The following is a 20,741-nucleotide window of genomic DNA, read 5'->3' as shown; positions in this document are numbered from 1 at the left end:
CGAATGGTTACAGGCAAGGAACTTGCCCGAAGGGTTGGCCGAAATACACAGGAATTCAGGCGAATGTCAACTCCCGAAGAGCAGATTCACAGGCAGTTTGCCTGAAATTCCGGGGCGGAGGCGGGAAGCAGTCAGATTCCCGGCCTCATGCTTTACTGGCGCGGCGTGATGCGCGTCACATGGCCCATCTTGCGGCCGGGGCGGGCTTCCGCCTTGCCGTAAAGATGGAGCACGGCATTCCTTTCGGTGAGAATCGCCGGGACAGAATCAACATCATTGCCGATCAGATTCTCCATCACGCAGTCGGAGTGCCGTTCCGTGTCGCCAAGCGGCAGGCCGGCAACGGCGCGGATATGCTGCTCGAACTGCGAGATGGCGCAGGCCGCTTCCGTCCAGTGGCCGGAATTGTGCACGCGCGGGGCAAATTCATTGGCAAGCAGGGTGCCATCCGGCAGCACGAAGAACTCCAGTCCCAGCACGCCGACATAATCAAGAGCATGGAGCAGCTTTTCTGCTGCGGTGCGCGCGGCAAGCGCGGTTGCGTCGGAAATATTGGCCGGAATGGTCGAGGTCGACAGAATGCCGTCCTTGTGGACATTCTCGGCAATGTCGAAGAAGGCGACATTGCCATTGCTGTCGCGCGCGGCAATCACCGACACTTCACGTTCAAAGGCAATGAAACCTTCAAGAATGGCTGGCGCATGTCCGATGGTTTCAAGCGCTGCGCGCGCCTGATCCTCATCCAGCGAATTGAGCCGCACCTGTCCCTTGCCGTCATAGCCAAGGCGGCGGGTTTTCAGAACGCCGCGTCCGCCGAGTGCGCCAAGGGCGGCGATGAGCGTTTCCAGGTCATCAACAACGCGCCAGGGCGCGGTTGCAATGCCGCTATCGTTGAGGAACTTCTTTTCGTTGAAGCGGTCCTGGGAGATTTCAAGCGCGGCCGGCGGCGGCAGGACAGGCCTTGTTTCAGCCAGCCTGTCGGCCGCACTGACCGGCACATTCTCAAATTCATAGGTGATGACATCACTCACCCTAGCCAGTTCTGCCAGGCCAGCAGGATCATCATAGGCGGCAACGATCTGACGATTGGCGGTCTGGGCTGCCGGGCAGTCGGCCTGCGGCTCAAGAATCACCGTGCGAAAGCCAAGACGGGCAGCGGCCATGGCCAGCATGCGGCCAAGCTGACCGCCGCCAATGATGCCAATGGTGGAACCGGGCTTGAGAGTTTGCCTTGTCATGATCAGACCTCGTCGGATGGGCGTTCGGCGACGCTTTCGGTCTGAGCCTTGCGCCAGTCATCAAGGCGGGTGGCAAGCACCTCGTCATTGAGTGCCAGAACGGCAGCGGCAAGAAGGGCTGCATTGACCGCGCCTGCACGGCCAATGGCCAGCGTGCCGACCGGAATGCCTGCCGGCATCTGAACGATCGACAGCAGCGAATCCTGGCCCGACAGCGCCTTTGACTGAACCGGCACGCCAAAAACCGGCAGCGGTGTCATGGCAGCAGTCATGCCGGGCAGATGGGCGGCGCCGCCGGCACCCGCAATCACGACCTTGAAGCCTTCCGCCTTTGCGCCCTTGGCAAAGGCGACAAGGCGGTCTGGCGTGCGATGGGCTGAGACGATACGTGCGTCAAACGAAACGCCAAGCGCCTCAAGAGTCTCGGCAGCATGGCGCATGGTTTCCCAATCCGACTGGCTGCCCATGATGATGGCGACGTCTGCACTCACACTTGCGATCCTTTTCAATATGGTTGGGAGGGTGAAAAACAAAGCCGGGCTGACCCGGCTCGGCTCTTGTCTGGTTGCTGTGACTGATCAGGCAATGATGTCCGGAATGATCTGGTCTTCCAGTTCCTGAAGTTTGTCCTTGATCGCCAGCTTTTTCTTTTTCATGCGTTGAATGCGTAATTGATCGCAGCCCACTTCGATCATCGCATTGATGGCTGCATCAAAATCCGCATGTTCCTGTTTCAGACGTGCGACGGCCAATCTGATTTCGGCCTGTTCCTGATCGGACATGCTGTGCGCCTCATTCGTTTGCAATGATTTTCAGGCATTGTCGTTTGCCGAAAACCGGCATTGTTCTGGCCCGTTTTGCGGCAAGCCCTTATCATATTTTTTGCGATTGGAAAATGCTACCACGACAAATTCGACTTTGTCGTGAAGTCATGTTTAACTGTCACAGTACCGTCATGAATGACCGGGCGCACGGCCGTCAGGATGGTACGGCCTGCACCATGCTGTAGGCAGCAAAGGGCAGGCAGATCTGCGTATCGACAGGACTGGATCGATTCTCGCCAAAATCGATGCGTAGATTGGCTCTGGAGGTGCCGCACCAGATCCACTGGAAGGGCGGCCTTCCTTGGGAGGGCAGGTGGTCGAATGACACCGATCGGCGCTTTCGCTAATCTGCCCAATGTTTGGGAAGATGATTTGAAGGAGATATGGAATGGCTATCGAATCCCATCTCGCCGCGCTTGAAAAGAAGCACGGCGCTCTGGAACGGGAAATTTCCGAAGCTATGGCGTCACCTGCGGTGGACGATCTTCATATTGCATCACTCAAGCGAAAGAAACTGGTGCTCAAGGAGCAGATTGAAAAGCTGAAAGCCGAAGCAACGTGTCACTGATCCCGGCAGGCAGGCTGGCGCTCAGACAGACCGTATTGAATGCCTGTCAGACTGACAGGCCATGACACGAACAGGCCGGGCGGCTGGATGACAGCCGCCGCAGGGCCAGAAGATTTCATCCTTCCTGATTCTCACCCTCTGCGCGCGGATCAAGCTTGACGAGTTCCGGCGTTGTCTGGCGCGGGGCAGGCACGCTCGTGAACTGATCCTTGGCCTCGCGGGGCGGGGCTGCGCGTTTGCGCGAGCGGAAAAGTGCGTAGACCGTGATCAGGATATGCGCAAGGGCGGTTACGGCAAACAGGCCGGATGGCCTGATTTCCTCCATCGCAGACGCTGCCAGAAGCGGCCCCAGCATCGTGCCGAAGCCATAAAGCAGCAGCAGGCCGCTTGAAACCTTGACGAAACTTTCCGCGCTCGCATGGTCATTGGCATGGGCAACGGCAACCGGATAGAGCGAATAGGCAAGCGCGCCATAGCAGCCGGCCATCAGGATGATGACATAGCCGCTTGCAGGTGAGATGAGGAAGATGAGCAGCCCGATGGCTGCGGCAAGGGCAGCAACACCTGCCAGAACGAATCGGCGATCGGTCAGGTCGGAAATGCGACCGACCGGAATCTGCATCAGCGCACCTGAGGCGATGGTGACGCTCACCATCAGTGCGATTTCAGCCGTCGAAATGCCGGATTGCGCGCCATAGACCGCACCCAGCGTGCCCCATGCGCCATTGGCGATGCCAATCAGGATGCAGCCGATGAAGGAGGCGGGCGAATTGCGATAAAGCGCCTTCAGGTCAAGTTGCACCTGCGTCAGCGGCTTGGGGCTGACGGCATTGGAAATGGCGGTCGGTATCAGGGCAAGACAGAAGAAAATGCCGGTCACCATGAAAAGATGATCCGAGCCGATGTCACCGGCGGCAACAAGCATCTGGCCGCTCACTGTGCCGCAATAGCTGACCATCATGTAAAGGCCAAAGATGCGCCCGCGTGTGGCATTGGTGGCGCGTTCATTCAGCCAGCTCTCGATGATCATGAAGGAACCGGCCATGACAAAGCCGGTAAAGGCGCGCAGGATGATCCAGCTTGTCGGGTCGATGAATATGCCGGTCAGAAGTGCGATGATGGCGGCAGAGGCAGCACAGCAGCTGAAGGCGCGGACATGGCCGACGCGGCGCACCAGGCGCGGTGCAAGCAGGCAGCCGGCGACAAAGCCGCCAGCCCAGGTCGTGCCGAGCATGCCAAGCGATGTGACGGAAAAATCCTCCAGCTGGCCGCGCAGCGGCAGAAGCAGGCTATGCAAGCCCGAAGCAATGAGTAGAAAGGCTGTCCCGCATAACAGGGCCAGCACCTGAATGTAGATACGCAATAGTCTGTTCCCGACGCTTGCAAGGCCTGCCTGCCGGTGCATTCAAGCTTGGCAGATGGTTGGATATCATCGAACGAAGCAGCCAACTTAGCGTAGTTCGATGGCAAACTGAATCAAGAATTATGTTCTAACGGAACAGGGCTTCTGCTGCGGCACGGCTATCGCCTTTCCTGGTGCGTTCGGCTTGCAGGCGGGCAATCTCGTTTTCAAGCAGGGCGATGCGTTGGTCGATTTCCGTGACCGACAGAAGCGAAAGCGCATCATCGCTGAGCACAAGGCTTTTCTGTTGTTTTGCAGCATCATCATCAAAATCACGCATGGCCGTCCTTCCTTGCCAAGGATGTGCAGGCAAAATGAGAAATCGTTGAACGGCTGAATCCTGACATATATATTTGTGAAAATCGATATGATTTCCCTCACCCGCCATCAGCATGGCGCCTGTCAAAAAGCCTTCGCGTAACTATCAGGCTATCATGGGAGCGTTTACAAATGCCGGCAGTGCCTTCAGTCATGACTGCGATCGAAATCAGCGAATTCGGCGGACCGCAGGTTCTGCGCCCGGTGGAACGGCCTGTTCCTGCGCCGGATGCGGGCGAATTGCTGGTGCGGGTGAAAGCTGCCGGGATCAACCGGCCGGATGTGCTGCAGCGCCAGGGTCATTATGCTCCGCCCCCCGGCGCCTCCGATATTCCGGGGCTGGAAATTGCCGGTGATGTCGTGGCAACCGGCGAAGGTGTCAGGCGCTTTCGGATTGGGGATCAGGTCACGGCGCTGCTTCCCGGCGGCGGCTATGCCGAATATGCGGTCGTGCATGAGACCAATGCGCTGCCGCTACCGCAAGGCTATGGCTATATTGAAGCTGCGGCCATTCCTGAAACCTTCTTCACGGTCTGGCACAATGTGTTTGAACGGGGCGGGCTGAAACAGGGCGAGACGCTCTTGGTGCATGGCGGAACCTCCGGCATCGGCACCACGGCAATCCAGCTTGGCAAGGCCTTTGGCGCGCATGTAATTGCCACGGCCGGCTCGAAGGAAAAATGCGATGCCTGTCTGAAGCTCGGAGCAGAACATGCCATCAATTACCGCGAAGAAGATTTTGTTGCCGCCGTCAAACAGGCAACCAATGGCCGGGGCGCAGATGTCATTCTTGACATGGTGGGCGGCGATTATGTCGACCGCAATTACAAGGCGGCGGCAGAAGACGGGCGTATCGTGCAGATTGCCTTTCTGAATGGTGCCAAGGCGAGCGCCAATTATGCCATTCTGATGACCAAGCGTCTGACCCATACAGGTTCGACATTGCGCAACCGTTCGGTCGAATTCAAGGCAGGGATTGCACGTGAACTTGAAACAAAAGTCTGGCCACTTCTGGCAAGCCGCCAGGTTGCACCGACGATGGACATGATTTTTCTGCTGAAAGATGCTGCCCTCGCGCATGAACGTATGGAAGAGGGCAGGCATATCGGCAAGATCGTGCTGGATCTTGATTGAATATGTGGCTCATGCCTGCGGCTTTCTTGCTCTGAGGAGAAAAAACCTATATATAGACCACGATTTCCCGGAATTTGTGGTTTTTCCCACGGCCCGCCCCACCGGAGCGGACGAACAAGAGGATTATATCTTATGGCCACCCAGCTTCTCATGCCGAAGGCTACGGCAGTCTGGCTTGTCGATAATACGGCATTGACCTTCGACCAGATCGCTGCCCTGTGCAAGCTGCACCCGCTTGAAGTGAAGGCAATTGCCGACGGTGAAGCATCGCAGGGCATCAAGGGGCTTGATCCGATCATTACCGGTCAGTTGACGCGTGAAGAAATCGCCAAGGGCGAAAAGGATCCGAACCATCGCCTGAAGCTTGCAGAACCAAAGGTGCGCGTGCCGGAAACCAAGCGCAAGGGCCCGCGCTACACGCCGCTGTCCAAGCGCCAGGATCGTCCGAATGCGATTCTCTGGCTGGTACGCAACCATCCTGAGCTGAAGGATGCACAGATTGCCCGCCTGATCGGCACCACCAAGTCAACGATCGAGCAGATCCGCAACCGTACGCACTGGAATTCGGCCAATCTGACGGCAATGGACCCGGTCACGCTTGGCCTGTGCTCGCAGATCGATCTCGACATGGAAGTCGAACGCGCAGCCCGCAACCGTCCGGCAATGCCGGAGGGCGACAATACGCTGCTGCCGGCATCGGCAACGGAAAACTTCGACTATCGCGACGAGTCGCCTGCCGAAGAAGAACTCGATGCCGACAAGATTTTCGCCAAGCTGTCTTCGCTGAAGAGCGACAGGACGAACGAAGACGAAGAATAGGATTGCCGGGCTTATGCCCGCCGCAGAACAGAACCCCGGAAGGCATCGCCTTTCCGGGGTTTTTCATCTGATCAGTCCCTGAAGGCGTTATATTCACTCATTTCCATCAGGCGGTAGAAATCAGACAGTGTCTTGCCGCGCTCGAGTCGAAAATGTCGTTCTGAAATGCTGGCTTCCATAATGCGGTCGGTGCGGAAGGTGCGAAAGGCATTGCGCAGCTCACACCAGCCGATCACCGTCCAGACCTTGCCCCAGAACCAGAGGCCAAGCGGGCGGATGTCGCGCTCGCTGTCACGCGATTCCAGATCACGGTAGCGGATGCTCAGAATGCAACGTTCATCAACCGCGCGTTCGACCATGTCGAGTATGCGGCGCTCTTCAATGCTGATGCTGGCGCTTGGCGAATAAATCTGCGTGCCGGAGACGCGGGCGCGTTCTTCCGGCGGCAGGACAGCCTCGATCTTCACCAGCGCTTCCTCGGCACCGCGTGCCATGGACAGGCCGCCCCAGGCGCGAATCAGCCTTGCACCGGCCACAAGTGCGACGATCTCATCGCGGGTAAACATCAGCGGCGGCAGTTCAAAGCCCTGACGCAGAATATAACCAACGCCCGCTTCGCCTTCGATCGGGACACCGGATGACTGCAGATCGGCAATGTCGCGGTAAATGGTGCGCTCGGAGACTTCCAGACGTTCGGCGAGCTTGCGCGCGGTGACAAGTCTGCCACCGCGCAAATACTGAACGATCTGGAATAAGCGGTCTGCGCGACGCATGCCTGCTCAATCTCCTTTCAGGTTGTGCTGTTCCAGATAGCGATCCGGCCAGCCCAGATCCTTGCGCAGATAGTCTGGTAAATGGTCAATGCTGTGCGCGACAGTCGCCATGCGGCGCCTTGCAACATGTCGGCGCCGGTAAGCCTTCAAGGCTGCGATGAGTGGTGCGATTGCCAAAGCCATGGCTACTCCCTCCTGTACGTGGCTTCCTGTTATCGCACTATCGCACAGCCCTGCTGACAGCCCGGTGTCAGGAGGAATGGCCATTGTAGAGCCAGATCCATGTGTGATGCAAACCTTGATCGTGTCCATCGGGAAAGCACCGCCGCCAAAGGATATGGGCACCTGAACAGACTGGCGTTTCCTGTCGCGCGCTTACGTGTGTGTTCTGGTTCGCCGTCAGATTCTCTGTGGCAGCTGGCCGGAAGCGCTTATTGCCATGAGCCCGCCATCGGCATAGAGAATTTGCCCGGTGACATAGCTTGCCTCGTCAGAGGCCAGAAATGCGGTAATGGCAGCAATCTCGTCAGGCTGGCCAATCCGGCCAAGCGGTGTCTGCGCGGCCAGTCTCTTGCGGTTTTCCAGGCTTGGATTGATGCCTTCCAGCATATTGGTTTCGATCGAGCCGAGGCCAATGGCATTGACGCGGATGCCCCATGGTGCCAGCGCCAGTGCCATGGATCGTGTAAGCTGGTTGAGCGCGCCCTTGGAAACGGCATAGGCCAGCTGATCCGGCACGCCAAAGACGGAATTCACCGATGAAATATTGATGATGGTGCCGGGATTGCCGCCTGCCTCGACACGTTCAACCATGCGCCGCGCCACAGCCTGACCGCATAGAAATGCGCCCTTGGTATTGACGCGCATGACGCGGTCGAAATCCTCTTCCTTGAGGTCGAGAAAGGCTGCTTGATGCGCAATGCCGGCATTGTTGACGAGAATGTCGATTTCGCCCAGTGCGGCGCTGGTCGAGGTGAGGAGATTGTGAATGTCGAGCTTGTCGCTGACATCGGCCACCATCGGACGCACCGTGCCATAAAGCGCAAGATCCCTGGCCGCGCGCTGCACGGCATCATGGTCAATATCGGCCAGGACAACGCGGGCGCCATCAACAAGCAGGCGTTTTGCAATGGCATGGCCGATACCTCTGGCTGCGCCGGTGACGATGGCGACCTTACCTTCAAGCTGCATTTCCTGTCTCCGTACCTTGCCGTGTACCGGCACGGGCATGTCTGCAAAACCTGCCGGGCCGGACGTGTGTTCAGACCAATAGACCATTTCCCGTGATCCAGTGAAATGGGAAATGTTCCTGCAGGCCGGTCAACAGGGTATTTTCAGCCATGCCTCCAGATGCCTTGCGGCCAAAGGCGCAAAGATCAGGGGCAAGGGCGGCCTCTGACATAAGCCGGCAGCCGCTCGTGCCGAGGTGCATCAGGCAAATGCGAGACCGATATGGCGCTCGCGCAAGATGGCGCTGATTTCATCCAGAATTGCCGGGTCATCGATCGTGGCCGGCATTTTCCATGGTTCGCCATCGGCAATCTTCTGGATGGTTGAACGCAGGATCTTGCCCGACCGTGTCTTGGGCAGGCGCTTGACGGTGATGGCGAGGCGGAAGGCCGCAACCGGGCCGATCGCATCACGCACCATGGCGATGCATTCCTTTTCCACCTCATGCGGATCGCGATCGATATTGGCTTTCAGCACGATCAGACCGCATGGCACCTGGCCTCTCAGCGCATCGGCAATGCCGAGAACGGCGCATTCGGCAACGTCCGGATGGCTGGCAAGCACTTCTTCCATCGCGCCGGTGGACAGGCGATGGCCCGCGACATTGATGATGTCATCGGTGCGCGCCATGATGTAGAGATAGCCATCATGATCCATATAGCCGGCATCGGCCGTCTTGTAATAGCCGGGGAACTCGTTGAGATAGGATTTCCTGAACCGCTCATCGGCATTCCACAGCGTCGGCAGGCAACCGGGCGGCAACGGCAGCTTGATCAGGATATTGCCAAGCTGGCCACGCTCGACCGGATGGCCCTCATCATCCAGCACATGGATTTCATAGCCCGGCATGCTGACTGTTGGCGAGCCGTAGCGGGTTTCAAGCAGGCCAAGACCAAGCGGATTGGCAGCAATGGCCCAGCCGGTTTCCGTCTGCCACCAATGGTCGATGACCGGGCATTTCAGCAGGTTTTCTGCCCAGTGAACCGTGTCGGGATCGGCGCGCTCGCCGGCCAGGAACAGGGCGCGCAGTCGTGACAGGTCATATTTGCGCACATGGGCGCCATCGGCATCTTCCTTCTTGATGGCGCGGATGGCGGTTGGCGCGGTGAACATCACCGCGACATTGTGCTCGGCGATCACGCGCCAGAATGTGCCGGCATCCGGCGTGCCGACCGGCTTGCCCTCGAACAGGACCGAAGTCGCGCCATAAAGCAGTGGCGCATAGATGATGTAGGAATGACCAACCACCCAGCCGACGTCGGAAGCGGCCCAGAACACCTGTCCCGGCTCGATGCCATAGACATTCTTCATAGACCATGTCAGCGCCACCATGTGGCCGCCATTGTCGCGTACGACGCCTTTCGGCTCGCCCGTCGTGCCGGAAGTGTAGAGGATATAGAGCGGATCGGTGGCCTTGACCGGCGTGCAGGGCACATGCCGGCCGCGCGCGGCATCAACGGCCGAACGGTAATCAATGTCGCGGCCCGGAACCGGTTCATGACCATGCTGCGGGCGCTGAAGAATGATGCAGTGCGGCACCTTGTGGCTAGCCTCGCTGATCGCCTTGTCGAGCATGTCCTGATAGGGAACGACACGGTTTGGCTCAATGCCGCAGGAGGCAGCGATGATCATGACGGGCTTGGCGTCATCAATGCGGGTAGCAAGCTCATGCGCGGCAAAGCCGCCAAAGACAACCGAATGCACCGCACCAATGCGCGCACAGGCAAGCATGGCGACCGCCGCTTCCGGCACCATCGGCATATAGATGATCACGCGGTCGCCCTTCGTCACGCCATTGTCGAGCATGACGGCGGCAAGCGCTTCCACCTCTTCCAGCATTTCGCGATAGCTGATGTTGCGCTTCTGGCCGGTGACAGGGCTGTCATAGATGATTGCGGTCTGATCGGCGCGGCCATTGGCAACATGGCGATCCAGCGCATTATGGCAGGTGTTGCATTCGGCGCCTGAAAACCAGCGGCCATAAATGCCCTCATCTGCCGCAAAAACCCTGTCCCATGGCTTGAACCAGTCGATGCCTTGTGCCGCTTGTGCCCAGAAAGCTTCAGGATCGTGCTGCCAGCCGGCATAGGTTGCGGCATAGTGCGACGTCATAGGTATCCTCCCCAGATACGCATGCGCCAGACCCCTCCTGCAGGTCAGGCGATGTCGTTTTCATTGTGTGATGTGCCTTCACACGCTGATCCGGCAAGTGGCCGGACTTGAGCTCCTCCGTGCGATTTCACATCCTCCTGCTGTGATTTAAGCAAAGCGAAGGCTTTGCGTCCATCGGACTTATGGGTGATATGGCGCGGTTCCTGCTGCTTGCGTATTGTTGTTTGCGCCACGGCGTATTCTGCAGCATAAGCGGTCGGGTCGTTTCACGTGTCCGGACATTGGCAGTCAGCGAGGTATTTCGTGGTCAAACTTCTGGCAGTCCTGCTGATGATGCTGATGGCCCTGCATGTGATTAAGCCGTTTGGTTTGCCAGGGCTGCGGCGGCGCGGCGATTTCTGGAAAATTGCCGTCGTGGCATTGTTGGCCATGGGGCTTGCCTTTGCGATGCATCTGGCCGGCCATTGAGATTGTCCAACAAAAAAGCCCACCAGGGGTGGGCTTCTTCGTTGCGATGACCAGGCTTTGGAGCAATTCAGATTCTTTGAGAAATTCCGAATTGCTCTGGCATAGCGTTTTTCCGCAGTTCCGGACGGAAACCGGTTGCCGTTTTTCCTGAAACTGCTTCAGGCAGCCTTTTCGAGTTCCTTGTTCCAGGTGCCGGTTGCAGCAAGGCTGTTCATGCGGGCGCGGTGGGTGAATGCGCGCTGGCCAGCAGCCACATTCTCCGGCTTGCCGCCCCAGGCCTTCAGGGCAGCAGCCTGCAGGGCGCGGCCATAGGAGAAGGTGAGGTTCCACGGCAGATCATAGCCCGCATTCATGGCCGACAGGTGGGCAGTTGCTTCTTCGTCGGACTGGCCGCCCGAAAGGAAGGCAATGCCCGGAACCGCAGCCGGAACGGTGGACTTGAGGCAACGGACGGTCTTTTCGGCCACTTCCTCAACCGATGCCTTGCGGGCGTTCTTGCCGTCGATGACCATGTTCGGCTTGAGAACCATGCCTTCGAGTTTGACACGGGCGTCATAGAGTTCGGCAAAGACCGTCTTCAGCACCCATTCGGTGACCTGATAGCAGGTGTCGATCGAATGATCGCCCGGATTGCCGTCCATCAGGACTTCCGGTTCAACGATCGGCACGATATTGGCTTCCTGGCACAGCGCAGCATAGCGTGCGAGCGCCTGTGCGTTCTGTTTGATTGCGCCCCAGGTCGGAACACCGTTGGCGATGGCAATCACGGCGCGCCACTTGGCGAAACGCGCGCCAAGGCCATAATATTCGTTCAGGCGTTCACGCAGACCATCAAGGCCTTCGGTGATGGTTTCACCCGGAAAACCTGCCAGCGGCTTGGCGCCGGCATCGACCTTGATGCCTGCAATTGCGCCGGCATTGCGGATGAGATCGGTCAGCGGCGTACCGTCCTTGGCCTTCTGGCGAATGGTTTCGTCATAAAGGATGACGCCGGAAATGTAGTTCTTCATTGCCTCTTCCGAGCGGAACAGCATTTCGCGATAGTCGCGGCGCGTTTCCTCGGTCGAGGTCAGATTGATCGTATCAAAACGCTTCTTGATCGTGCCGGAGCTTTCATCGGCGGCGAGGATGCCCTTGCCCGATGCTACCATGGCAACTGCAATATCTTCGAGACGTTCGGTCATGTGCAAGCTCCTTTTGACACCCAGCGGGTCGCAGATCATTCCCAATTGAAGTTGGTTGATTGCCGATAGCAGAAGAGTCCAGGAAAACAAATGGTGGTGCAACCGATTGAAACGATTGAAATTATTTTAAACGATTTAGATTGGACAAGTTTTCTTGCTGGGTCCGGGAAACAGATACACACAGTATTTGACTTGGGGATAACTTGGCTCCACCATGCCAATACCAAGGAGACACGGATCATGGTACTTCCGATCCTGATAAATCGCGTCATCACGGTTGGCGTTCTTCTTGTGGGGCTGGAAATTTTACCAGTCTGGGCCACAGGCATCAATGCGGGTGGGCGCCCTGCCATGACCAGTCTTCCATTCCATGTCGAGGAAATTGCAAGTTTCGATCGACCATGGGCGATTGCCTTTCTGCCGGATGGCAGGCTGATTTTGACCGAAAAGGCAGGGAAGATCTTTCTGGTCACGCAAGAAGGCGTGAAGAAAGAAGTCATGGGTGTGCCAAAGGTCGCCTTTGGCGGACAGAATGGGTTGCTCGATATTGCGCCAGCGCCGGATTTCCAGTCAAGCCACGGGATTTACCTGACCTATAACGAGCCTGCACAAACGGGCAGTCGTCTCGTCCTTGCCCGTGGCGAACTGAAGGAAGACAAGGCAACGGCCAGGCTTCAGGATCTTGCCACGCTATGGCGACAGGATGTCTCTGCCCGCGGTGGCCAGCCGGGCGGCATCATGGCCTTTGCGCCGGATGGCAGGCACCTTTTCCTGACAGTTGGCGACCGGATGCTGCCTGAAAAGGCGCAGGACAGGGATGCGCCCATGGGCAAGATCCTGCGCATGAAACTGGATGGCACGGTGCCGCAAGACAATCCTTTTGCCCATGAAAAGGGTGTGCGTGCGCTGACCTATAGTCTGGGCCACCGCAATCCCTATGGGCTTGCCTTTTCAGCCGATGGCCGGTTGTGGGAACATGAGATGGGGCCGCGCGGAGGTGACGAGTTCAACCTGATCCGGCCGGGCCTGAACTATGGCTGGCCGGTCGTCTCCAATGGCGACCAGTATGGTGGTGCGAAAATCCCGCGTCATGCAACGAGGCCCGAATTTGAGCCGCCGCCATTGTACTGGAATCCGGTCATTGCGCCGGCAGGGCTCGTCTTTTACGAGGCTGAACTGTTTTCGAATTGGAAAGGCTCGGCCTTGATCGGCGGGCTTGCCTCAATGGCGCTGGTCCGTGTGGCGATTGATGCGCATGGAAGGGCAGACGAAGTGGAGCGCTTTGACATGGGCAACCGCATTCGTGATGTTGCGGTCGGCCCTGATGGTGCTGTCTGGCTCATCGAGGATGACAGTCCGGGGCGGCTTGTGAAACTCACGCCCCGGAGCTGAGACCGGCCTATTTCTTCAGCACTTCAACGCCCGGCAGAGGCTTGCCTTCCATCCATTCGAGGAAGGCACCACCAGCGGTTGAAATATAGGTGAAGTCATCGGCCACGCCGGCATGGTTGAGGGCTGCGACCGTATCACCGCCGCCGCCGACCGAAACCAGATTGCCTTCCTTGGTGCGCTTTGCAACGTGCTTTGCGGTTGCAACCGTTGCCGTATCGAACGGACGCAGTTCAAAGGCGCCAAGCGGGCCATTCCAGATCAGTGTTTTGGCGTCATCAATGACCGAAGCGATCTTTTCGGTTGAGAGTGCGCCGGCATCGAGGATCATGCCGTCGGCCGGAATGGCGTCAATGCCATAGGTCTGGTTCGGCGCATCGGCCTCAAAGCGATAGGCCACGACGGCGTCAACCGGCAGGATGATGGCGCATCCGGTCTTTTTGGCCTTTTCCATGATTTCGCGCGCAGTCGGCGCAAGATCATGTTCGCACAGCGACTTGCCGACATTATGGCCCTGGGCGGCAAGGAAGGTGTTGGCCATGCCGCCGCCGATGACCAGCGCATCCACCTTTTCGATCAGGTTGGACAGAAGGTCAAGCTTGGTGGAAACCTTGGCGCCGCCAACAATGGCAACGACCGGGCGAGCCGGATTGCCAAGACCCTTTTCCAGTGCCTCCAGTTCAGCCTGCATGGAGCGGCCGGCAAAGGAAGGCAGGACATGGGCAAGGCCTTCGGTCGAGGCATGGGCGCGGTGGGCTGCCGAGAAGGCGTCATTGACAAAAACATCGCCATTGGCTGCCAGAGCCTTGACGAAATCCGGTTCGTTCTTTTCTTCCGCCTTGTGGAAGCGGGTGTTTTCCAGAAGCAGGATCTCTCCATCCATCAGCGCATCGACTGCGGCTTTGGCCTTGTCGCCAATGCAGTCTTCGGCGAAATGGACATTCCTGCCCAGCACCCTTGCCAGCGGCTTGACGACCTGTTTCAGCGAATTTTCTTCGGATGCAATGCCTTTCGGGCGGCCAAAATGGGCGAGAAGAATGACTTTTGCACCCTTGTCTGACAGCTCGGCAATGGTTGGCACGATGCGTTCGATGCGGGTGAGGTCGGTGACTTCGCCATTGGCGACCGGTACGTTGAGGTCAACGCGAACCAGAACGCGCTTCGACTTGACGTCGGCATCATCAAGAGTGCGGAAATTCATGTTTCTCCCCGAAATTCATAATGAAGTGAAACGCCCCTCCTGGGGAGGGGCGCTGCAAAGGATTAGATCAGCTTGCCCAAGGCAACAGCGGTATCGCTCATACGGTTGGAGAAGCCCCACTCATTGTCGTACCACGACAGGATGCGAACCATGGTGCCTTCCATGACCTTGGTCTGATCTGTGTGGAAGACCGAGGAATGGGAATCATGGTTGAAATCCGAGGAAACCAGCTTGTCATCGGTATAGCCGAGGATGCCTTTGAGGCGGCCATTTGCGGCTCCACGGATGGCATTGTTGATTTCTTCGGCCGTGGTTTCGCGCTTGGCAATGAAGGTGAGGTCAACAACCGAGACATTCGGAGTCGGCACGCGGATGGCAACGCCGTCGAGCTTGCCCTTCAGTTCCGGCAGAACCAGACCAACAGCCTTGGCTGCGCCCGTCGAGGTCGGGATCATCGACAGGGCTGCGGCGCGGGCGCGGTAGAGATCCTTGTGCATGGTGTCCAGCGTCGGCTGGTCGCCCGTGTAGGAGTGGATCGTGGTCATGAAGCCTTTTTCGATGCCAACGACATCGTTGAGAACCTGCGCAACCGGAGCAAGGCAGTTGGTGGTGCAGGAGGCATTGGAGATGACCAGATGATCCTTGGTCAGCTTGTCATGGTTGACGCCATAGACAACGGTGAAATCGGCGCCGTCAGCCGGAGCTGAAACGATGACACGCTTGGCGCCTGCCTCAAGATGGGCCGCAGCCTTGTCGCGGGCGGTGAAGATGCCGGTGCATTCGAGCGCAATGTCGACGCCTTCTGCTGCCCAGGGCAGCTCGGCCGGGTTGCGCACGGCATGTACCTTGATCGGGCCATAGCCAACGTCGATCGTATCACCGGAAACCTTCACTTCAGCCGGGAAACGGCCATGCACGCTGTCATAACGCAGAAGATGTGCATTGGTTTCGACAGGGCCAAGATCGTTGATTGCGACGACCTGAATGTCGGTGCGGCCCGATTCCACGATAGCGCGGAGGACGTTACGGCCAATGCGGCCAAAGCCGTTGATTGCGACGCGAACTGCCATTTCTCTTAATCTCCCGATGGGGTTCTTCACTGGTTGCCTTGGCCTGCGGTGTGACGACAGGCACGAATGAGAAGCGCCGGGGCTTTCACCCCCGGCGCCATGAAATTCATGCGGCGTTGAGCTTCTTTTCGGCAGCTTCGGCAGCAGCTTCCGCCGTGATGCCGAAATGCCTGTAAAGATCCTTGATTTCGCCGGAAGCGCCAAAGCCCTTCATGCCGATGAAGATGCCGTCTTCGCCGATGAAGCGTTCCCAGCCGAGGGAAATTGCCGCTTCGATGGCGATCTTGACCGGCGCATTGCCGATGGTTGCTGCCTGATACTGGGCGCTCTGTTCCTCGAACAGCTCAAAGCACGGTACGGAAACAACGCGGGTGGCAATGCCCTTGGCTTCGAGAAGGTCGCGCGCCTTGAGCGCGATTTCGACTTCCGAGCCGGATGCGAAGATCGAGACCTTCGCATCGCTGCTTGCTGCAGCCAGCTCATAGGCACCAAAGGCCGAGAGGTTTTCATCGCGATGTTCGGTGCGAACGGTCGGCAGGCTCTGACGTGTCAGCGCCAGGGTTGATGGTGTCTTCCTGTTCTGGAGTGCCAGCTGCCAGCATTCCGCCACTTCAACCGCATCGGCAGGGCGGAAGACATTGTGGTTCGGAATGGCGCGCAGGGCCGCCAGATGTTCAACCGGCTGGTGGGTCGGGCCGTCTTCGCCAAGGCCGATGGAGTCATGCGTCATGACATAAATGACGCGAATGCCCATCAGCGACGACAGGCGCATGGCCGGACGCGCATAGTCGGAGAAGCACAGGAACGTGCCGGAATAGGGGATCAGTCCGCCATGCAGCGCAATGCCGTTCATGGCAGCGGCCATGCCAAGCTCGCGGATACCATAGTGGACGAAACGGCCGCCATAATTTTCCGGCGTGATGGAAACGGTCTGGCTGGTCTTGGTATTGTTGGAGCCGGTGAGGTCGGCCGAGCCACCAACCGTTTCCGGTACAACGTTATTGATGACTTCCAGTGCCATTTCCGAAGATTTGCGGGTTGCAACCTTTGGTTTTTCAGCAGAAAGCTTCTTCTTGTATTCAATGATGGCATCGTTGAAATTTGCCGGCAGATTGCCGCGCATGCGGCGTTCGAATTCGGCGCGCGTTTCAGGATCGGCCGCGGCAAAGCGCTTTTCCCATTCCAGACGCTTCTTGGCGGCATTGAGACCGGCCACGCGCCATGCATCGAGAATTTCAGCCGGGACGACGAAGGGCTCTGCCGTCCAGCCCAGCGCCTTGCGCGTGGCCGCGATTTCTTCTGCACCCAGCGGCGAGCCATGCACTTTGTTTGTGCCGGCCTTGTTTGGTGCGCCAAAGCCGATGGTCGTCTTGCAAGCGATCAGGGTTGGCTTGTCGGATGCCTTTGCGGCCTCGATGGCTGCGGCAATGGCGTCCTGATCATGGCCGTCAACGGCCAGCGTGTTCCAGCCGGAAGCGGCGAAACGGGCGGCCTGATTGGTGTTGTCGGTGATCGAGATCGGACCGTCGATGGAGATGTTGTTGTCATCCCAGAAGACGATGAGCTTGTTGAGCTTCAGGTGGCCCGCAAGCGAAATGGCTTCCTGGCTGATGCCTTCCATCAGGCAGCCATCGCCAACCAGCGCATAGGTATAGTGGTCGACGAGATCATCACCGAACTGCGCATTCAGGATGCGCTCGGACAGCGCCATGCCGACGGCATTGGCAATGCCCTGGCCGAGCGGACCGGTTGTGGTTTCAATGCCTGCTGCATGGCCATATTCAGGATGACCTGCGGTGCGCGAGCCAAGCTGACGGAAATTCTTGATTTCGTCGATGGTGATGTCTTCATAGCCCGAAAGATAGAGCAGCGAATAAAGCAGCATCGAGCCGTGGCCGGCTGACAGAACGAAACGGTCGCGGTCTGGCCAATGCGGGTTTTTCGGGTCATGCGAGAGGAAACGCGTATAGAGCGTCGTCGCGATATCGGCTGCGCCCATGGGCAGGCCGGGATGGCCGGAATTGGCCTTTTCAATCGCATCCATCGAGAGGAAGCGGATTGCGTTAGCCATCTGGTTCTGTTTTTCGGAATTGCTCATGGTACCAACCGTCTTTCCATAGAAAGGTTTACCGGGTTTGCGGCGATGCCTCATGTCTGGGCGCGTGTCACACGAAGATGGGGGTATCTTTGCCGCGCGCGCCAGAAGACAGGGGACACATAACACCTGCGCATGAGGAGTCAATAAAACGATGGCTTTTCAGCAGGAAACTGCGTCAGCCTAATCGATTGAGTTGCGGACAAGATGGAATTTTATTCGGTGGAAAGTCAAATTTCCTGCCGATAACAGTGCATGACGGGGCAGATTGCTTCCTCATTTGTTGCTTATCGATCATACGCTTATTACAGTCTTTTCCAAGATGCCCGTCTGGCAGTCTCGATTCGATTAATCAGATGCGGCCTCAGAAAGGATATGGATGGCACCGGAAGCACCCCTCAGGCAAGTCTTGGAACGGCTTGAAAAGGCCGTCAATATACTTGAGCAGGCCATCGAACTTCGCCTCGACAAGGAAGGCGACCTGATCGAGGCTGAAGAAGAAGTGCAGCGCATGAATGCCGATCGTTCGCGTCTTGCGCAGGAGCTCGATCTGTCTGAGGCGCGGGCCGAACGGCTTGAGGCGGCCAATCGTGAAGTTTCCCGCCGTCTTGTCACCGCGATGGAAACCATTCGCGCCGTTCTGGATCGATAGGAGGGGCAGCGTGGCAACCGTTACCGTTACCATTGATGGCAAATCCTATCGTATGGCCTGTGACGAGGGTCAGGAAGAGCATCTGGCCGGGCTTGCAGCGCGCTTTGACCAATATGTCACGCATCTGAAATCTTCCTTCGGTGAGATCGGCGATCTGCGTCTGACGGTCATGGCCGGCATCATGGTCATGGACGAGCTGGACGAGCTGCAGAAGCGCCTGCAGCGTATTGAAAACGAGCTTGATTCCCTGCGTCAGGCACGTGATGAGGCGCTTAACCGCGCTGACAGGAATGATGCGGCCCTGACGGATCTTCTGTCGAATATCGCAGTCCGTCTTGAGCAGATGGCTGCCCGCATCGCACCGCGCACCGGCTCGTAAAATTCTGAAAAAAGTTTTTCGTGAAAGTGGTTTGCCGTCTGGCAATCCGGTATGCCAGCCATTATATTGTGCTTCGGCGTACTGCGCTTCCCGACAGGAGTAACAGCATTCCCTGGGGCCTTATTGATCTCTTAGGGAGCTGTCCCTGTGAAGGCTCGTGGGCCTTCGCATATGGCGCCCACCTACTTTGTAGGTACCCGGGATCAATCTCTCCATCGGTTGTCGTGGTCGCCACTGTTTCATTTTCCCACAAAAGCCTGTTTACGCTTCATGGAAGGCTGTGCTTTCATGCGTTCTCAGGTTCTGTTTCCCTCATGCGGGATACGGCGCCGGACGAAGGAAGGCATGAAGATGGTGGAAGCGTTCCCTCCCGATACGACAGAAAAGCAGCAATTGCGCCGCATGGTTCTGGCCAGGCGGGACGGGCTTGACCCGCGTTTTCGCTATGATGCCGGTCTGGCAGCTGCAAAGGCAGGCGAGGCGGGCATTGCGATTGTCGAAGGGGTCATTGTGGCCGGTTACTGGCCGATTCGCTCGGAAATTGATCCGCGCCCGCTTTTGTTCTCGATGCGGGAAAGGGGCGCGCGCATCTGCCTGCCTGTCGTGCTTGATCACGAGACGATCGGCTTTCGGGAGTATCTGCCGGATACCGAGCTGGTACAGACCGGCTTTGGCACGATGGGGCCTGACAGCAATGCGCCCATGGTTGATCCGGCGCTCATGCTGATGCCCTTGGCTGCCTTTGACAGGCGCGGGCACAGGCTTGGCTATGGTGCGGGCCATTATGACCGGGCTCTGGCGCGTTTTGCCGCGCGGGGTGTGAAGCCGGTTCTGATCGGCATGGCCTTTGATTGCCAGGAAGTTGACCATGTGCCCAATGAGCCGCATGACATTGGTCTTGATCAGATACTGACAGAGAGCGGCTTGCGTTCCTTTTCCGCAGGTTTATAAGGCCTCCCCATGAGATTGCTGTTTTTGGGTGATATGGTGGGCCGGTCGGGGCGCACGGTGGTCTTTGACAAACTGCCGGGTCTGATTTCCGATCTGAAGCTGGATTTTGTGATCGTCAACGGCGAGAACGCCGCTGGCGGTTTTGGCATTACCGAAGAGATTTTCCACGAGACGATCCGTGCCGGTGCCGATGTGGTGACGACCGGAAACCATGTCTGGGATCAGCGCGAGGCGCTGGAATTTTCGCGGCGCGAGGATCGTTTCCTGCGTCCGGCCAATTTTCCGAAAGGGACGGCCGGCAAGGGCGAGGGGCTTTATCTTGCCCGCAATGGCGCGCGTGTTCTCGTCTCCAACATCATGGGCCGGGTGTTCATGCATCCGGATCTCAACGATCCGTTCGGCTGCGCCGAGCAGATCCTTGCCGCCTGCCCGCTTGGCGAGCAGGCGGATGTGGTCTTCTTTGATTTCCATGCCGAAGCAACCAGCGAAAAACAGTGTTTCGGCCATTTTGTCGATGGCAGGGCAAGTGCTGTTGTCGGCACGCATACCCATGTGCCAACCGCCGATTACCAGATCCTGCGCAATGGCACAGCCTATATGTCGGATGCCGGCATGTGCGGCGATTACGATTCATCGCTTGGCATGGACAAGGAAGAACCGCTCAATCGCTTCCTGTCGAAGGTACCAAAGGGACGCTTTGAGGCGGCAAATGGCCCGGCAACGCTTTGCGGCGTGGGGATCGAGATTTCCGATCGCACGGGACTTGCCGAAAAGATCGCGCCGCTGCGCATCGGCCCGCATCTTGAAGAAACCATTCCTTCCTTCTGGTGCTAATCGATTTTCTGATGCCGAGCCAATGAAGGGAAGGCGGCTTTGCTCGCATTTCCTGTTTTGTTTCAGTCGGCCGATTGAAACCCGTCTTGCGCTTATTATC

22 protein-coding genes and 1 other RNA gene are annotated in these 20,741 nt (G+C 57.9%); 10 read left to right on the top strand and 13 right to left on the bottom strand.

The annotated features are described in order from the left end of the window. Window positions 1–152 precede the first annotated feature (152 nt). The 3 genes from ACFO1V_RS00385 to ACFO1V_RS00375 form a co-directional block, all read right to left on the bottom strand. Window positions 153–1,238 (bottom strand): 5-(carboxyamino)imidazole ribonucleotide synthase, encoded by a 1,086-nt coding sequence (locus ACFO1V_RS00385; RefSeq protein ID WP_374829865.1) that lies wholly within the window; start codon window positions 1,236–1,238, stop codon window positions 153–155. A 2-nt stretch (window positions 1,239–1,240) separates the two neighbouring features. Further along, entirely contained in the window at window positions 1,241–1,729 is a 489-nt protein-coding gene (gene purE / locus ACFO1V_RS00380; RefSeq protein ID WP_374829867.1) for a 5-(carboxyamino)imidazole ribonucleotide mutase, read from the bottom strand. An 87-nt stretch (window positions 1,730–1,816) separates the two neighbouring features. Continuing rightward, window positions 1,817–2,020: a YdcH family protein gene (locus ACFO1V_RS00375; protein WP_374829869.1), complete on the bottom strand. Its 204-nt coding sequence runs from the start codon at window positions 2,018–2,020 to the stop codon at window positions 1,817–1,819. A 430-nt stretch (window positions 2,021–2,450) separates the two neighbouring features. On the opposite strand from ACFO1V_RS00375, the gene ACFO1V_RS00370 reads away from it, so the two are divergent. Next, window positions 2,451–2,630: a YdcH family protein gene (locus ACFO1V_RS00370; protein WP_374829871.1), complete on the top strand. Its 180-nt coding sequence runs from the start codon at window positions 2,451–2,453 to the stop codon at window positions 2,628–2,630. Window positions 2,631–2,745: 115 nt separating this feature from the next. On the opposite strand, the gene ACFO1V_RS00365 is transcribed toward ACFO1V_RS00370, so the two are convergent. Both ACFO1V_RS00365 and ACFO1V_RS00360 read right to left on the bottom strand, forming a co-directional pair. Continuing rightward, on the bottom strand, window positions 2,746–3,993 hold the full coding sequence (locus ACFO1V_RS00365) for an MFS transporter (RefSeq protein WP_374829873.1): 1,248 nt from the start codon (window positions 3,991–3,993) through the stop codon (window positions 2,746–2,748). A gap of 127 nt (window positions 3,994–4,120) precedes the next feature. Then, complete coding sequence (locus ACFO1V_RS00360) at window positions 4,121–4,312, bottom strand: DUF1192 domain-containing protein (RefSeq protein ID WP_374829875.1); 192 nt, start codon at window positions 4,310–4,312, stop codon at window positions 4,121–4,123. A 170-nt stretch (window positions 4,313–4,482) separates the two neighbouring features. On the opposite strand from ACFO1V_RS00360, the gene ACFO1V_RS00355 reads away from it, so the two are divergent. Beyond that, complete coding sequence (locus tag ACFO1V_RS00355; RefSeq protein WP_374829877.1) at window positions 4,483–5,484, top strand: NAD(P)H-quinone oxidoreductase; 1,002 nt, start codon at window positions 4,483–4,485, stop codon at window positions 5,482–5,484. 132 nt (window positions 5,485–5,616) lie between these two features. Then, window positions 5,617–6,303 carry a DUF1013 domain-containing protein gene (locus ACFO1V_RS00350; protein WP_374829879.1) on the top strand — a complete coding sequence of 229 codons (687 nt, stop codon included), beginning with the start codon at window positions 5,617–5,619 and terminating at the stop codon, window positions 6,301–6,303. Between the two features lie 71 nt (window positions 6,304–6,374). Here the strand turns inward: ACFO1V_RS00350 and ACFO1V_RS00345 are convergent, their stop codons facing one another. The 4 genes from ACFO1V_RS00345 to ACFO1V_RS00330 all read right to left on the bottom strand — a co-directional run bounded on the left by ACFO1V_RS00345 (window position 6,375) and on the right by ACFO1V_RS00330 (window position 10,418). Continuing rightward, on the bottom strand, window positions 6,375–7,076 hold the full coding sequence (locus ACFO1V_RS00345) for a helix-turn-helix transcriptional regulator (RefSeq protein ID WP_374829881.1): 702 nt from the start codon (window positions 7,074–7,076) through the stop codon (window positions 6,375–6,377). Between the two features lie 6 nt (window positions 7,077–7,082). Continuing rightward, entirely contained in the window at window positions 7,083–7,259 is a 177-nt protein-coding gene (locus ACFO1V_RS00340) for a hypothetical protein (protein ID WP_374829883.1), read from the bottom strand. A 216-nt stretch (window positions 7,260–7,475) separates the two neighbouring features. Next, window positions 7,476–8,267 (bottom strand): SDR family NAD(P)-dependent oxidoreductase, encoded by a 792-nt coding sequence (locus tag ACFO1V_RS00335; protein ID WP_374830001.1) that lies wholly within the window; start codon window positions 8,265–8,267, stop codon window positions 7,476–7,478. A gap of 240 nt (window positions 8,268–8,507) precedes the next feature. Then, window positions 8,508–10,418, bottom strand: coding sequence for a propionyl-CoA synthetase (locus ACFO1V_RS00330; RefSeq protein WP_374829885.1), 1,911 nt, complete (start codon window positions 10,416–10,418; stop codon window positions 8,508–8,510). A 303-nt stretch (window positions 10,419–10,721) separates the two neighbouring features. Between ACFO1V_RS00330 and ACFO1V_RS00325 the strand changes: the two genes are divergently transcribed. Then, window positions 10,722–10,886, top strand: coding sequence for a hypothetical protein (locus tag ACFO1V_RS00325; RefSeq protein ID WP_374829887.1), 165 nt, complete (start codon window positions 10,722–10,724; stop codon window positions 10,884–10,886). A gap of 158 nt (window positions 10,887–11,044) precedes the next feature. Here ACFO1V_RS00325 and ACFO1V_RS00320 read toward each other — a convergent pair whose 3' ends face one another. Continuing rightward, the gene (locus ACFO1V_RS00320) at window positions 11,045–12,070 is read right to left on the bottom strand and encodes a class I fructose-bisphosphate aldolase (RefSeq protein WP_374829889.1); all 1,026 of its coding nucleotides are present in this window, start codon (window positions 12,068–12,070) and stop codon (window positions 11,045–11,047) included. 240 nt (window positions 12,071–12,310) lie between these two features. Between ACFO1V_RS00320 and ACFO1V_RS00315 the strand changes: the two genes are divergently transcribed. Then, complete coding sequence (locus ACFO1V_RS00315) at window positions 12,311–13,462, top strand: PQQ-dependent sugar dehydrogenase (RefSeq protein WP_374829891.1); 1,152 nt, start codon at window positions 12,311–12,313, stop codon at window positions 13,460–13,462. A 7-nt stretch (window positions 13,463–13,469) separates the two neighbouring features. On the opposite strand, the gene ACFO1V_RS00310 is transcribed toward ACFO1V_RS00315, so the two are convergent. The 3 genes from ACFO1V_RS00310 to tkt form a co-directional block, all read right to left on the bottom strand. Continuing rightward, the gene (locus tag ACFO1V_RS00310; RefSeq protein ID WP_374829893.1) at window positions 13,470–14,660 is read right to left on the bottom strand and encodes a phosphoglycerate kinase; all 1,191 of its coding nucleotides are present in this window, start codon (window positions 14,658–14,660) and stop codon (window positions 13,470–13,472) included. Window positions 14,661–14,722: 62 nt separating this feature from the next. Next, on the bottom strand, window positions 14,723–15,730 hold the full coding sequence (gap, locus tag ACFO1V_RS00305) for a type I glyceraldehyde-3-phosphate dehydrogenase (RefSeq protein ID WP_374829895.1): 1,008 nt from the start codon (window positions 15,728–15,730) through the stop codon (window positions 14,723–14,725). A gap of 106 nt (window positions 15,731–15,836) precedes the next feature. Beyond that, window positions 15,837–17,828, bottom strand: coding sequence for a transketolase (gene tkt / locus ACFO1V_RS00300; protein WP_374829897.1), 1,992 nt, complete (start codon window positions 17,826–17,828; stop codon window positions 15,837–15,839). Between the two features lie 376 nt (window positions 17,829–18,204). Between tkt and ACFO1V_RS00295 the strand changes: the two genes are divergently transcribed. The 5 genes from ACFO1V_RS00295 (at window position 18,205) to ACFO1V_RS00275 (ending at window position 20,641) form a co-directional block, all read left to right on the top strand. Further along, the gene (locus ACFO1V_RS00295) at window positions 18,205–18,477 is read left to right on the top strand and encodes a DUF4164 domain-containing protein (protein ID WP_374829899.1); all 273 of its coding nucleotides are present in this window, start codon (window positions 18,205–18,207) and stop codon (window positions 18,475–18,477) included. A 10-nt stretch (window positions 18,478–18,487) separates the two neighbouring features. After that, entirely contained in the window at window positions 18,488–18,856 is a 369-nt protein-coding gene (locus ACFO1V_RS00290; protein ID WP_374829901.1) for a cell division protein ZapA, read from the top strand. Between the two features lie 75 nt (window positions 18,857–18,931). Further along, a non-coding RNA gene (gene ssrS, locus ACFO1V_RS00285) (6S RNA) lies at window positions 18,932–19,090 on the top strand. A 117-nt stretch (window positions 19,091–19,207) separates the two neighbouring features. Continuing rightward, complete coding sequence (locus ACFO1V_RS00280; RefSeq protein WP_374829903.1) at window positions 19,208–19,807, top strand: 5-formyltetrahydrofolate cyclo-ligase; 600 nt, start codon at window positions 19,208–19,210, stop codon at window positions 19,805–19,807. A gap of 9 nt (window positions 19,808–19,816) precedes the next feature. After that, complete coding sequence (locus ACFO1V_RS00275) at window positions 19,817–20,641, top strand: TIGR00282 family metallophosphoesterase (protein ID WP_374829905.1); 825 nt, start codon at window positions 19,817–19,819, stop codon at window positions 20,639–20,641. Window positions 20,642–20,741: the final 100 nt, after the last annotated feature.

Origin of the sequence: Daeguia caeni, assembly GCF_042653845.1 — a bacterium.
In the GTDB taxonomy this organism is placed as follows: Bacteria; Pseudomonadota; Alphaproteobacteria; order Rhizobiales; family Rhizobiaceae; genus Brucella; species Brucella caeni.
This window is presented reverse-complemented; position numbering and strand designations above follow the sequence as displayed.